Here is a 13,448-nt window from a genome sequence, read left to right as displayed (position 1 = left end):
AGGACCCAGCGGTGACGATCCAGATCAGCACGCGGGCGATGACCAGTGACGTCAGTCCCGAATACGCGATTCGCGTGGCCGGGAAATCGGGGGCGTGGCGGTTGAGCTGGCTGCCGGAGCTCCGGCTGACAGGTGAACAGGCGCGGGCCGGAATGGAATTGGACGAGATCCTCTCCGATCCGGACATCGTGTACGACGAGACCGCGCATGAGCGGGCGGCGGTGCGGGCGCGACGGTTGGGGATTCCCGTCGAGCACGCGGTGATCGTGCTCGTGCAACGGATGAACGAACGGATGGCGCGGGCCGACGCGGCGGAGTGGGGCGCGGAACCCGAACCGGCCGGGACGAACCCGAGAGCGGGCGGCCGGCGGGACTGCGCACCCGTCGCCGCGGGCGCCCGCTCCCGGCACCGCTGGGGCTGACTGTTCCCGCTCGACACCGTTTGTAGTGTGGGCGCAGGCGCGAACCGCGCCCACAATCGGTGCGCCGGGCGCGAATCCGCGCGCCACCGGGTCGGTGGCGGCTGCCGCCGCAGCCCCCGGTTTGATCCGCGGGCCGCCGGCGCCCCAATCCGGGCCGGGGCTCCTGCCGATCGCCCACCGGCGGCCGATCGCCCACCGGCACACCCCGTTTCGCGCATTCGGTGCAACCTCGCACCGAATGCGCAACGAGCGCAGGGAAAGCCAGGGCTAGGCGCGGGCCTTGTGTTCCGCGCCGACCGCGTCGGACAGGCTGGCGTAGCCGTGCGCGCGCAGCTTGTCGGCGAGGCCGCGGTGGATGCGCCGCGCCCACAGGGGGCCGCCGTAGATGAAGCCGGTGAAGCCCTGCAGGAGGGAGGCGCCGGCGAGGATGCGTTCCCAGGCCTGGTCGGCGGTTTCGATGCCGCCGACGGAGATGAGGACAACCTTGTCGCCGACGCGGGCGTAGAGGCGGCGCAGGACCTCGAGGGAGCGGTCGGCGACCGGAGGGCCGGACAGGCCGCCGGCGCCGCAGTCCTCGACGGTGGCGGCGGGGGTGGCCAGGCCGTCCCGGCGGATGGTGGTGTTGGTGGCCACGATTCCGGCCAGGCCGAGTTCCACGGCGAGGTCGGCGACGGCGTCGATGTCCTCGTCGGAGAGGTCGGGGGCGATCTTCACCAGCACCGGGACGGTCACCGCGTCCAGGACCGCCTGCAGGATGGGGCGCAGGGAGGTCACGGCCTGCAGGTCGCGCAGGCCGGGGGTATTGGGGGAGCTGACGTTGACCACCATGAAGTCGGCGAGCGGGCCCAGCAGTTTGGCGCTGATGGCGTAATCGCTTGCGGCGTCCTCGGGTTCGATGACCTTCGTCTTGCCGATATTGGCGCCGATCGGCACACCGCCGGGAAGGCGGTGTGCCAGATGATCGGCCGCCGCGGCCGCGCCGAAGTTGTTGAAGCCCATGCGATTGATGAGCGCCCGATCGGCGGGCAGGCGGAACAAGCGGGGCGCCGGATTGCCCGGCTGCGCCTGTGCGGTCACGGTGCCGATCTCGGCGTAGCCGAAACCGAGTGGCCCCCAGGCGTCGGCGCCTTCGGCGTTCTTGTCGAAACCGGCGGCCAAGCCGAGCGGCGCGGGGAAGTCCACGCCGAACACCCGGGTGCGCAGGATCGGATCGCCGGAGACCAGCAGTGTGCCGGTCAGCCGCCGACCCGGCGCGAACCGGGTGGCCAGTTTCATTGCACCGAATGCCAGATGATGGATGCGTTCCGGCGGGAGCAGGAACATCACCTTCAACAGCAGGGCATACAGACGCTCAGACATGCGGGTTACATCACCGCCTCGGGTCGTGGGGATAGCAGGGAACTCTTGCGGCGGCGCAATAACACCCGACGCGAACCGTCGGTGTAGGCACGCACCCGCGACAGCTCCCAGCCACTGAATTCAGCGTGAATGGTCAATCGCATGGACGCGGTGACCCGATTGACGCCGGGAGGCAATCGGAGCGGAAGATACTCCCACTCGTCGCTGCTTTCCTCCCAGCCTTCCGGTAATTGGCGCGAACCGCGCCCAGATCGTGAGGCCTGCGCCATCACTGCCCTCTCTTCCGCTGGTCCGCAGGAATCCGCTGCAGACCGTCACCGGTCCCGGATCCCACGAACATGTCACCGGTGCGGCTGTCGATGGTCACCGTGTTCGGCTGGCGCACCGTCGGGTAGCGCCCTACCTCTACCGGTATACCCGTCGACAAGTCGTAGCCGACGACTTCGTTCCTGCCTGTCAGCGTCACCCACACGGTCTCGGACCGCTGATCGTAGGCGAGTGCGTAGGGCGAAGAGCCTACCGGGAAACGCTGGTGCAGGACCAAAGGATCGGCCGTGTAGACCAGCAGTTCGCCACCTTTGGTGTCGGTGACGAGGCGCCGGCCGAAGTGATCGCCGATCATGTGGGTGGCGCCGTCACCGGCGCGCAGGCTCAAACCGAGCTGGTGCGCGGGCAGATCGAGCTGGGTGATGGTGGTCTGGCGCTGATCGAGGACGACGACGTGATTGTCGCTCGCGTCCACCGCATCCGCGGAGACCAGACCCGAAATCGTGTGCTGCACAGCACCGTTCGCGTCCAGCAGCAGCACCTTGCCGTTGGCCAGGCCGACCGCGAGGGTGCCGTCGGGGCGCAGGGCCGCCGAGAGCACGTCGCCGTCGACGCCGATCTCGCTGGTGGTGCCGGTGGCGACGTCGACGCGGATCACCTTGCCGGGCACGGCAACCAGGACCTCACCGGGCTTGCCGAGGGCGAGGGAAGCGGGCTTGGCGGGCAGCGCCACCGTGCGGGTGGTCCCGTTCGCGTTCAGCTGCAGCGCGTTCGCGCCGTCGGTGACCTCGACCAGGGTGCCGGTCGCCGGTTCCGAGAGCAGCTGGGTGATCGCGGCGCTGGGGGTCACCGACCCGGCGGGGGCCACGGTGACCGCGGGTGCGGGGGCCGCGGGCACCCGGTCGATGGTCGGATGATCGCTGTCACCACCGTTGGACGAACATCCGGCGAGCAAGCCCACCACTGCCGCGCCCGCGAGGGCCGACCGGATCCAGCCGCGACGGCGCATGCAGCGAACTCCTTAACTGACCGAACTGACCGACGTAATCATGCGTGCTCCCTAATCTGACCATGGTCGCCGACCACGCCCGGTGGAGGGGGTGCCCGGTTCGGCGCGCCGTCACACTTCGGACCTGCGCCGCATGACGTGACATGGGGGTTCGCTGCCCTTGTCGGTGGCTGCGGTTACCGTGGAACGTAAAAGTGGGAAGTGTCAGGGAGTTTCTGGTGATGAGCGACCACACCTCGGGCTTCGCCGTCGAAGACGTGACCGTGGGCCGGTACGCGCACGGTTTCGGGGTCACCGCGGACGGGCGATCCTTCGCATTCCGCACCAATCGGGCCACGCTCACGCTGGAGATCTATCGCGCCGACCTCGACACCGCGGTCCCCGCGCCCGAAGACGTGCAGGCCGTCGCCGTCGCCCGCGTCACCGATATCGACCTCGACGACGAACGCAGCATCGTGGCCCTGGTCCGCGACCTCGTCCCGCAGGCCATCCCGGTGCCCGCCGCCCAGCCGCACGAGGCCACCACCGTGCGCGCCCTGCTCGGTCGGCTGGCCGCCGTCCTCGACGGCATCTGAACCGCTCGGCCGGTCGACACGGTCTGCCCTGCCCGGTGACACGGCGGTCGACGCCGCGACATTCGCATCGACCGCCGTGACCTGCGCGCCGGGCCACAACACGGGGGCCGATGAGGTGCGAATCACCGTGGCGGCGTGCGCGTGACAAACTAACGGCACACAACCGCAGTTCGAGCACCCGAGGAATCGATGCGACTTCGACGAACGGCCGCCGCCGCCCTGACTCTCGCCGTGATCGGCGCCGCCGTGACCGCGTGCAGCAGCGACGACAGCGAGGCCTCGGTGGCCGCGGCCCGCTCCTCGGCGTACGCGGCGTTGAGCTCGTCCTCGGCGGTGGCCGCCACCAGCGCCGCGAGCCGGCCGATCCCGACCGCGCAGCAGCTCGACGCGCAGATCAAGGCCGCGCTCGATCCCAATCTGCCCGACAGTGACCGCACCGACCTCATCCAGGACGGCGCCGCGTTCAAGGACGCCATTCCGGACATGTACAAGGCGCTGCAGGACCATCCGCGGGCGGTGTACGGCGTGAAGGACCCCGTTTTCGACAATCACGACGGCACCCTCACCGCCACGCTGAGCCTGGACAAGGACGGTACCGGCACCGACGTGCGCACGACGGTGGTGCATTTCATCTACCTCGACAACCGGTGGAAGATCTCCAAGAACGACCTCTGCGGCATCCTGCGCTCGGCCGATTACAAGACCACGGCCTGCGGGTAATGGTCGAGGCCGGATCCCTACGGTGGGGGCGTCTGATCCACCGCTACCGGTTCGTGGTGTTCGCGGTCTTCGTGCTCGCGGTGCTGGGGTCCGGGCTCTACGGCCGTGACCTGGGTAAACACCTCACGCAGGAGGGCTGGTTCGACGATTCGAGTGAATCGGTGGCCGCCTCGAAACTCGCTGATTCCACTTTCGGGCGCGATACCGACGGTGACCTCATCGCCCTCTACACCGCCCCGCCGGGGCACACCCTGGACGAGGAACCGATCCGCAATGCCGTTGCGGGGGAACTGAATCGGCTGCTCACCGAGCATCCCGACCGGATCCTCAAGATCGACTCGTATTGGGACGGCGCCATGATGAGTCAGTTCGCCGACGACTCGCGCACCCACGCCTTCGCCGCCATCGGACTGCGCGGCGACGGCGGCACCGCCACCGTCGACAACTACCTGGCCATCAAGAGCGAATTCCGGTCCGGCACACCGGGTTCCGGACCGGGCGGCACCACCGTGCAGCTGGCGGGCATGCAGCCGGTGGTCGAGGGCATCAACACCGGCATGCAGAACGACATCCACCGCGCGGAACTGATCGCGCTGCCGCTGGTGGCGATCCTGCTGTACTTCGTGTTCGGCGGGGTGATCGCGGCGCTGCTGCCGGTGCTCATCGGCGGGATGACGATCCTGGGCAGTCAGGGCATCATGCGATTGCTCACGAACTACATCCACGTGAATGTGTTCGCTTCCGCGGTGGTCACTCTGGTGAGCCTGGGCCTGGCCATCGACTACGGGTTGTTCGCGGTCACGCGTTTTCGTGAGGAGCTGGCGGCCGGGCGCAGTGTGGAGGAGGCCAGCGCGCGCACGGTCGCCACGGCGGGGCGCACGGTGTTGTTCTCGGCGGCCATCATCGCGGTGAGCCTGGGTGCGTTGTTCATCTTCCCCAACGGGGTGCTGCGCTCGGTGCCTCTGGGCGGTATCTCCTCGGTGGTGCTGGCGTCGGTGCTGTCGGTGACGGCGCTGCCGGCGGCGTTGTCGATCGTGGGGCGGCGCATCGATCTGTGGGGCTGGCATCGGCTGGCGAGCATCCGCACCGCCGAGCAGATCGATGCCGGATTCTTCTCGCGGCTGGCGCAATTCGCCATGCGCAGGCCGTGGGCGGTGATCGTGCCGATCGTGCTGGGGTTGCTGGTGCTGATCCTGCCGATGCGCAGTATCGAGTTCGGCGGGCTCAGCGAGCGGTATCTGTCCGCGTCCAATCCAGCGCGTGTCGCTCAGGAGGATTTCGATCGGATGTTCCCGCAGTTCCGCACCGATCCACTGAAACTGGTGGTGGTGGGCGGAAATCAGCAGCAGCTCTCCGATATCCGCTACGAGGCCGATCAGCGGACCGCGGCGCAGATGACCGGGCCGTTCGATCCGGCGGCGCCGACCAAGGATGCGGTGACCGTGCTGGCGAGCGGGTTGAAGGACAAGCAGGACGCCGACTCGGTGATCGCGGAATTGCGCGGTATTCCTGCCCCGCCGGGAGTGAAGGTGATGGTGGGCGGGGTGCCCGCGCTGGAACGCGACAGTATCCAGAGCCTGATCCACGGGCTGCCGCTGCTGGCGTTGATCCTGGTCGTGGCGGCGATTGCGTTGATGTACGCGGCGTTCCGGTCGCTGGTGCTTGCGCTCAAGGCGGTGGTCATGAGCGCGCTGAGCCTGGGCTCGACGCTCGGCATCTTGACCTGGGTGTTCGTGGAGGGGCACGGGTCGGGGCTGTTCGATTTCACGGCGGGACCGCTCATGTTCGCGGTGCTGGTGCTGATCGTGACCGTGTTGTTCGGGCTGTCCACCGATTACGAGGTGTTCCTGCAGTCGCGCATGGCCGAGGCGCGGGCCGCGGGGGCGGCGCCGGCGGAGGCGATCCGGTACGGGATCGCGCACACCGGTGGTGTGATCACTTCGGCGGCAGCGATTCTCATCGTGGTGACCGGGGCGTTCGGCTTCTCGGATCTGGTGCTGATGAAGTACATCGCCTACGGCATGATCGCGGCACTCGTCTTGGACGCCACCGTGATCCGCATGCTGCTCACCCCGGCGGTCCTGAAACTGGTCTGGCGCTGAGCTGTTCACGAGAAGCACATGACCGAGGGGATTCGCCCGATTCCGCCTCGGTCATGTGCTGGTGATCTTGTGTCGGTCAGGGGGACGGACCGTCAGGCCGTCGCCGGGGAGGCCGGGGACATCCGGTACGCGGCGACAGCGGTACGCGCGGTCATCAACCCCACCTCCCTTCCTCGAACTGTGTGAACACGAACGACGGCCACCCTACCCACTGTCATGGGCGACCGTCCAGCTAATTGCGGGGGTGCTCACTCACCGCCGCGCACCGGCAGCACCAGCTGCGCACCGGTGACCGGGTGATCGAACACGTCGACCGGATGTTTGTAGACGCGGGTCAGCAGCTCGGTGGTGAGCACCTCGCGCGGCGGGCCGTCGGCGGCGATCCGACCGGACTCCAGGACCGCGACGCGATCGGCGTAGGCGGCGGCGACACCGAGGTCGTGCAGCACGACCACGACGGCCGCGCCCGCGGCAGCACGAGCGCGCGCGAGCTGCAGTACCTGTTCCTGGTGTCCGAGGTCCAAGGCGGCGGTCGGTTCGTCCAGCAGCAGGGTCGCGGTGTCCTGGGCCAGCACACGGGCCAGGGCGACGCGGGCGCGTTCACCGCCGGACAGGGCCGGGAAGTGGCGTCCGGCAAGGTGCTCGACATCGGTGGCGGCCAGGGCCGCGGCAATGCGGATCTCGTCGTCGTCCTGGCGGTCGGTGCGGGCCCACGGGGCGCGGCCCATGGCCACGACTTCGCGTGCGGTGAACGGGAATCCGACGGTGTGGTTCTGCGGCAGCACGGCGCGGCGCCGTGCCTGATCGACCGGCGCCCACTCGGTGAGGGGCCGCCCGTCGAGTTCGACTGTGCCGTCACTGGGTTCGAGTTCCCCGGCCAGGGCGGCCAGCAGGGTGGATTTGCCCGCGCCGTTGGGGCCGACGAGGGCGACGATGCACCCGGCGACCACATCGAAGTCGACGCCGTCGAGTACGCGCCGCCCGGCACCGCGTTCGAGCCCGACTCCGCGCGCCCGCAGCGTCACCGCTCCCGGTTCCGGAGTGGCAGGCAGTTCGTGGCGGCGGGTGAAGGTGGTCAGTCCGCGCAGCATGGTGCTCATGCCCAGCCTCCCGAGCGGGCGCGGGTGCGCCGCAGCAGCCAGAAGAAGAACGGCCCGCCGACCAGCGAGGTCAGCATGCCCAGTGGCAGATCTGCATTGTGGACCAGGGCGCGTGCGCCGATATCGGCGGCCAGCAGCACCACCGCGCCCACGATCGCGCTGAGCGGGATGAGCACGCGATGCGCGGGCCCGACCATCATGCGCACCAGATGCGGCACGATCAGCCCGACGAACAACACGATCCCGGTGAACGCCACGCCCGCGGTGGCCAGCACCGCGACCACGACGATCACATTGCGCCGCAACCGTTCCACGTCCACACCCAGATGCCGGGCCGCGGATTCTCCCAATGCCAGCAGATCCAGCTTGGGCGCCATGAAGATCGCCGCCACCACCCCGAGGAAGGTCAGTGGCGCAACCACATACACCGACTGCCAGGTGGCGCCGTTGAGACTGCCCAACTGCCAGAACACGATCTGATCCCGTGCCGCCGGTGACGCGGTGAACAGCAGGAACGACATGAGCCCGCCCGCGAACGCATTGATGGCCACACCGGTCAGCACCAGCGTCACCACCTCGGTGCGCCCACCCGAGCGCGCCAGCAGATACACCAGCAGCGTCGTCCCGAGCCCGGCCACGAACGCGCCCGCCGCGACCGACCAGGCCGCCACGAACGCGCCCCCGACCACGATGACGGCGCCCGCGCCGACCGCCGCACCCGCCGAGACACCGATAACCCCGGGCTCGGCAAGCGGATTGGCGAACACGCCCTGCAACAATGCACCCGCTGTCGCCAGCGCCGCACCCACCAGGATCGCGAGCACCACCCGCGGGAAGCGCACCTCCCACAACGTCACATACCCGGCCGGATGGTGCGGCATCGGCCCCCAGTCCAACCCGATCCGATGGAAGAACGCCCCCGCGACCTCACCCGGCGTGGTCGGCACCTGCCCGACCGCCGCCGAGATCAACGCCAGCACAATCAGTCCGGCAATGGCGGCGGCGAAGAACACCGCGGTCCGCGACCACCGCCGCCCGCCGCCGATCAAACCCGAGGCCGCTGAATCGGGGGTGGCGGCAATCGGATTCGAGGGTAGGTCCGGGTCCTGGTCTGGCGGTGCGGGGTGCTGCTGGTCCGAGCCGGGGTGGGTGGGGCTCATGCGGTGTGGTCGCCGTAGACGGCCTTGGCGAGGGCGCCGACGACGCGGCCGGTGTTGGGGCCGAAGCTGAGCACGACATTGTCGGCCATGTCGACGACGCGCTTGTTCTTACCGGCCGGGGTCTGGGCGATGCCGGGGATCTTGGTCAGCCCGTCCACGCCGCCGACCGAGGCCAGCCCGTCGGTCATGACGAGGATGACGTCGGGGGCGGCGGCGATGAGGGCTTCGCTGGTGATGGGGACGAACGGTTCGTTGATGCCCGAGGCGGTGCCGGCGTCGACGCCGCCGATGGCCGCGATCAGCGCGTCGGCGCCCGAGCCCTTACCGGCGATCATGGTGATGGCGGTGGAGCGCAGGTAGAGGAACGCGATGCGCAGCGGCTTGTCCTGCTTGGGCACCGAGGCGGTGGCGGCGGAGATCTCGTCGCTGGTGCGCTTCGCCAGTTTCTGCCCGGCCTCGGGCACGCCGAGCGCGGCCGCGACGGCCTGGATCTGCGGGCCGACACCGTCCATCGTGCGATTGGGGTCCATGTAGACCACGGTGATGCCCAGCGCCTTGAGCTGGTCGCGCATGACCGGGGTGGCGCTGGTGGTATCGGTGAGGAACACCGAGGGCCGCAGCGCCGCAATGGCTTCCACGCTGAGCTGGCCGGATCCGGAGCTCACGACGGGCAGGCTGCTGACCGTCGAGGGCGCATTCGTGGAGCGGCCCACCAGTTTCGGGCCCATGCCGAGCGCGATGACGGTCTGCACGAGCGTCCCGTCGCGGTCGGCGGCGATGATGCGGCTCGCGTCGGTGACGGTGACCTCGCTGCCGTCGTAGTTCTTCACGGTGACCGGCAGCACCGGGGTCGGGTCCGGTCCGATGGGCACCGGATTGGGGTCGCCGATGGACGCGGTCGCGGGCCCCTGCTGACCGGGCGCGCTCGAGGTGGTGGTGCCGCAGGCGGTGGTGCCGGCGACCAGCGCGACTCCCAGCAGGATGAGCAGGGCGCGTAACAGCACGGCCGATCGGGCACTCACGGAACACCTCATGCAGGTAAGGCTAGCCTCCGGCCTGTCGACCGGAGGAAGCGGTGCGGACACCCCGATCATGCCTTCCGGCCGGATGCGGCCCTCATTCGGTGCGGGCACTGACGTCGCCGAGGGCGGCGGCGATGGCGCGGGGCAGTTCCAGGGTTTCGGCGGCGAGGATGCCGGTGAGCTGACCGATATCGCGCGCACCGACCAGCATGCTGGCCACGCCGGGCTGATCACGGATCCACGCCAGGGCCACCGCGAGCGGTGAGGTACCCAGGCCGTCGGCGGCGGTGACCACGGCATCGACGACACGCACCGCGCGATCGTCGAGGCGGGCGGTGATCTCGGCGGCGGTGGCCTCGTCGGCGCCGCGCGAGTCGGCGGGGACACCGTCGCGGTATTTGCCGGTGAGGATGCCCCCCGCCAGAGGTGCGGTGGCGATGATGCCGATGCCGTGATGCTGTGCGGCGGGCACGAATTCGTGTTCCACGCCGCGCGCCAGCAGCGAGTACTGGGTCTGCGCGGCGGTCAGGGGTGCGGCGGCGGCGAGGGTGGCCAGCTGCCAGCCGTCGTAGCCGCGGGCACCGGCATAGCGGACACGCCCGGTGCGCACCGCCCACTGCAGCGTGTCGGTGATCTCCTCGAGGGGCGTGTGCGGGTCCCAGGCGGACACGGTCCACAGGTCGAGGTGATCGGTGCCGAGCAGGGCCAGGGTCTGATCGAGCTGGCGCATCATGGTGCGCCGCGAGGCGTCGACGATCCAGCGGGTGGGCACCGGATGCGGGGTGGCGGCGTCGACGCGGACCGGGGTGTGCCCGGCGCTGCCGCTGAGCACGAGGTCCTCGCGGCCGAGTTCGCGGATCAGGTCGCCGAGGATGCGTTGCGCGGCACCGTCTCCGTAGGCGGGGGAGGTGTCGACGAGGGTTCCACCGGCCTCGGCGAAGGCCATCAGCTGAGCGGCCGCGTCGTCGGCGTCGGTCTCCCTGCCCCAGGTGTGAGTGGCCAGGCCGAGTCTCGAGACGCGCAGCCCGCTGCGTCCCACTGTTCGCTGTTCCATCACCGCGCTTGCACTTTCGTCACACGCGTCAGCCTAAGCGCACGGGTCGCATCTGCTCGGCTACGCCACCACCGACACACGCGGGCGCCGCACGCGGCGAACCGTGCTGGCGCGCACGGGGACCGGCGGGCCGCTCACGCGGCGCGCCGGGCTGTGGGGTGCTGCCTGCGCGGAGGCGTATCGGGGTCACGAATCCCGCCCGTGCATGTCCGAATTCGGACATCGGCCGGGTAGGGTCGCTGCCGTGTTGCGGCGGAGCGCGCGGTGAGCGGGTGCGCCGGCGCTCGCGGGCCCGCGCGGATCACGCTCGGGCAGTGGACGATTCGAGACCGGAGGGCGTGTGGGCGAGGCGATGACGTGGGGGCAGGCCCTGATTCTGGGTCTGGTGCAGGGCTTGACGGAGTTTCTGCCGATTTCGTCGTCGGCGCACATGCGCATCGTGTCGGCGGTGTTCTTCGGCGACGATGCGGGCGCGTCGTTCACCGCGGTGACCCAGCTGGGCACCGAGGCGGCGGTGCTGGTGTATTTCGCCAAGGACATCCGGCGCATCATCGTGGCCTGGTGCACGACGGTGTGGCGGCAGGTGAGCGCGCCGCGGCGGCAACCGGTCCCGGTGCACGAGATGGCGACCACGCAGCTGCCGGTCTACACCGGCGAGGGTGGCCTCGAGTACGGCCCGAACCCGGACACGCAGCGCGAGTTGGACTATCGCGTCGGCTGGTATGTGATCATCGCCACCGTCCCGATCGGGGTGCTCGGATTCTTGTTGAAGGACCAGATCCGTACGGGCGCACGGAATCTGTGGCTGGTCTCGGCGATGTTGATCGTGTTCGCGTTGGTGATCGCGGCCGCGGAGTACTTCGGGACCAAGCGGCGCCCGATCGAGCAGTTGACGACCCGCGACGGGTTGCTGATGGGCCTGGCGCAGTGCCTGGCGCTCATCCCGGGCGTGTCGCGTTCGGGGGCGACGAGTTCGGCGGGGCTGTTCTGCGGGCTGACTCGTGCGGCGGCCGTGCGGTTTTCGTTCCTGCTCGCGATTCCGGCGGTGGTGGCCTCGGGGCTGTTCTCGCTTCCGGATGCGTTCGAACCCGCTGGTGAGGGCCTCAATGCGTCGGGTGCGCAGATCGCGGTGGCGACCCTGGTGTCCTTCGCGGTGGGGTATGCGTCGGTGGCGTGGCTGCTGAAGTTCGTGACCCGCCATTCGCTGGACTGGTTCGTGGGCTATCGCATCGCGCTCGGGCTGACTGTGATGGCACTGCTGGCGACCGGCGTCGTGTCCGCGACCTAGCCAGTAGGCTGTTCCGGTGACGGTGATCCTGTTGCGGCACGGCGTCTCGACGTCGAACACTGCCCACACCCTGGCCGGCCGCAGCGCGGGCGTCGATCTGACCGACCGCGGTCGCGAACAGGCGCAGGCCATTGCGCGACGGCTCGGGTCGCTGCCCATCGAACGCATCGTGTGCTCGCCGCTGCTGCGCTGCCAGCGCACCGTCGCCCCGCTCGCGGACGCCTTGAACCTGGAGGCCGAACCCGACGAACGCCTGCTCGAGGTCGATTACGGCGACTGGACGGGCAAGGCTTTGGCGGACCTGGTGACCGAGCCGTTGTGGAAGGTGGTGCAACGCCACGCCTCGGGTGCGGTGTTCCCTTCCGGAGAAGGCTTGGCGCAGGTACAGTTTCGCGCGGTTTCAGCTATCCGCGAACACGACCGCGAGTTCGCCATGAAACACGGCGGGGATGTGTTGTGGGTGGCGTGCACGCACGGGGATGTCATCAAGTCTGTTCTGGCCGACGCGTTCGGCATCCACCTCGACGGCTTCCAGCGCATCGTGGTGGAGCCGGCCTCGATCAGCGTGGTCCGCTACACCGCGACGGCCCCCTACGTGTGGCGGGTGAACGACACGGGCGCCGATCTGTCGGGTTTGGCGGCGATTTCGCCGCGCACCGGCGGCGAATCCAGATCCGGGCCGGTCCCCGGCGGCGAAACGGGTATGACCGGAAGTACGGATAATGGGGTAACGGAACACCCCGATTCTTAGTGTGAACGAACTTTCAGGAGGTGCCATGGGCCGAGCAATCCATATTTTCCGCACCCCCGATCGTTTCATCGCCGGCACCGTCGGCGAGCCGGGCGACCGCTCCTTCTACCTGCAGGCCGTGCAGGAGCCGCGGGTGATCAGCGTGCTGCTGGAGAAGCAGCAGGTCAAGGTGCTGGCCGATCGGATGGGTCTGCTGCTGGACGAGGTCTCGCGGCGTTTCGGCACACCGGTGCCGCCGCAACCGTCGGACGTGGCCGACACCGCCCCGCTGATGACGCCGATCGATGCCGAATTCCGGGTCGGCACCATGGGTTTGGGCTGGGATGCCGACGCGAATGCGGTGGTGGTGGAATTACTGGCCATCACCGAGACCGAGGTGGACGAATCGGTGGTACTCGACGACACCGAGGAGGGCCCCGACGCGGTACGGGTGTTCCTGACCCCGGTGCAGGCGCGCGAGTTCGCCTTACGCTCGGCGCGGGTGATCGCCGCGGGCCGGCCCCCCTGTCCGTTGTGCGGGGAACCGCTGTCGGCCAAGGGCCACATGTGTGTTCGCACCAACGGCTACAGGCGCGGCGACATCTTCGGCGCCACGAGTATCGAAGACGACGAGGAATAG

At 69.2% G+C, this 13,448-nt stretch carries 14 protein-coding genes; 7 read left to right on the top strand and 7 right to left on the bottom strand.

The features are described from left to right. Positions 1–11: 11 nt before the first annotated feature. A complete protein-coding gene (locus ACH438_RS25395) occupies positions 12–422 on the top strand; it encodes a hypothetical protein (RefSeq protein ID WP_397009364.1) in 411 nt (136 codons plus the stop codon). 267 nt (positions 423–689) lie between these two features. On the opposite strand, the gene ACH438_RS25390 is transcribed toward ACH438_RS25395, so the two are convergent. The 3 genes from ACH438_RS25390 to ACH438_RS25380 are packed head-to-tail and all read right to left on the bottom strand — an operon-like array spanning position 690 to position 3,057. Next, on the bottom strand, positions 690–1,769 hold the full coding sequence (locus tag ACH438_RS25390; RefSeq protein ID WP_397009977.1) for a quinone-dependent dihydroorotate dehydrogenase: 1,080 nt from the start codon (positions 1,767–1,769) through the stop codon (positions 690–692). 17 nt (positions 1,770–1,786) lie between these two features. Continuing rightward, positions 1,787–2,050 carry a DUF5703 family protein gene (locus tag ACH438_RS25385; RefSeq protein ID WP_397009975.1) on the bottom strand — a complete coding sequence of 88 codons (264 nt, stop codon included), beginning with the start codon at positions 2,048–2,050 and terminating at the stop codon, positions 1,787–1,789. Continuing rightward, entirely contained in the window at positions 2,050–3,057 is a 1,008-nt protein-coding gene (locus ACH438_RS25380; RefSeq protein WP_397009362.1) for a YncE family protein, read from the bottom strand. Before ACH438_RS25380 ends, ACH438_RS25385 begins: the two co-directional genes overlap by 1 nt. Positions 3,058–3,278: 221 nt before the next feature. Between ACH438_RS25380 and ACH438_RS25375 the strand changes: the two genes are divergently transcribed. From ACH438_RS25375 to ACH438_RS25365, 3 genes are all read left to right on the top strand, one after another. Next, the gene (locus tag ACH438_RS25375) at positions 3,279–3,632 is read left to right on the top strand and encodes a hypothetical protein (protein WP_397009360.1); all 354 of its coding nucleotides are present in this window, start codon (positions 3,279–3,281) and stop codon (positions 3,630–3,632) included. Positions 3,633–3,821: 189 nt separating this feature from the next. Further along, positions 3,822–4,352, top strand: coding sequence for a hypothetical protein (locus ACH438_RS25370; protein ID WP_397009358.1), 531 nt, complete (start codon positions 3,822–3,824; stop codon positions 4,350–4,352). Beyond that, positions 4,352–6,454 carry an MMPL family transporter gene (locus ACH438_RS25365; RefSeq protein WP_397009356.1) on the top strand — a complete coding sequence of 701 codons (2,103 nt, stop codon included), beginning with the start codon at positions 4,352–4,354 and terminating at the stop codon, positions 6,452–6,454. Before ACH438_RS25370 ends, ACH438_RS25365 begins: the two co-directional genes overlap by 1 nt. Positions 6,455–6,702: 248 nt before the next feature. On the opposite strand, the gene ACH438_RS25360 is transcribed toward ACH438_RS25365, so the two are convergent. From ACH438_RS25360 to ACH438_RS25345, 4 genes are all read right to left on the bottom strand, one after another. Then, complete coding sequence (locus ACH438_RS25360; protein ID WP_397009354.1) at positions 6,703–7,554, bottom strand: heme ABC transporter ATP-binding protein; 852 nt, start codon at positions 7,552–7,554, stop codon at positions 6,703–6,705. Next, positions 7,551–8,714 carry a FecCD family ABC transporter permease gene (locus tag ACH438_RS25355; protein WP_397009352.1) on the bottom strand — a complete coding sequence of 388 codons (1,164 nt, stop codon included), beginning with the start codon at positions 8,712–8,714 and terminating at the stop codon, positions 7,551–7,553. The genes ACH438_RS25360 and ACH438_RS25355 overlap by 4 nt, the downstream gene beginning before the upstream one ends. Beyond that, positions 8,711–9,748, bottom strand: a complete 1,038-nt coding sequence (locus ACH438_RS25350) for a hemin ABC transporter substrate-binding protein (RefSeq protein ID WP_397009350.1) — start codon at positions 9,746–9,748, stop codon at positions 8,711–8,713. The genes ACH438_RS25355 and ACH438_RS25350 overlap by 4 nt, the downstream gene beginning before the upstream one ends. Positions 9,749–9,830: 82 nt before the next feature. Beyond that, positions 9,831–10,790: an aldo/keto reductase gene (locus ACH438_RS25345; protein ID WP_397009348.1), complete on the bottom strand. Its 960-nt coding sequence runs from the start codon at positions 10,788–10,790 to the stop codon at positions 9,831–9,833. Between the two features lie 352 nt (positions 10,791–11,142). On the opposite strand from ACH438_RS25345, the gene ACH438_RS25340 reads away from it, so the two are divergent. From ACH438_RS25340 to ACH438_RS25330, 3 genes are read left to right on the top strand one after another with little or no spacing between them, the layout of a single operon-like run. Further along, positions 11,143–12,078, top strand: a complete 936-nt coding sequence (locus tag ACH438_RS25340; protein WP_397009346.1) for an undecaprenyl-diphosphate phosphatase — start codon at positions 11,143–11,145, stop codon at positions 12,076–12,078. Between the two features lie 16 nt (positions 12,079–12,094). Then, entirely contained in the window at positions 12,095–12,829 is a 735-nt protein-coding gene (locus ACH438_RS25335; protein WP_397009343.1) for a histidine phosphatase family protein, read from the top strand. Positions 12,830–12,854: 25 nt separating this feature from the next. Continuing rightward, complete coding sequence (locus ACH438_RS25330; protein WP_397009341.1) at positions 12,855–13,448, top strand: DUF3090 domain-containing protein; 594 nt, start codon at positions 12,855–12,857, stop codon at positions 13,446–13,448.

This window comes from Nocardia sp. NPDC020380, from assembly GCF_044386975.1.
Taxonomy (GTDB): domain Bacteria; phylum Actinomycetota; class Actinomycetes; order Mycobacteriales; family Mycobacteriaceae; genus Nocardia.
The sequence above is the reverse complement of the archived record's forward strand: the minus strand, read 5'-3'. Positions and strand labels throughout refer to the sequence as shown.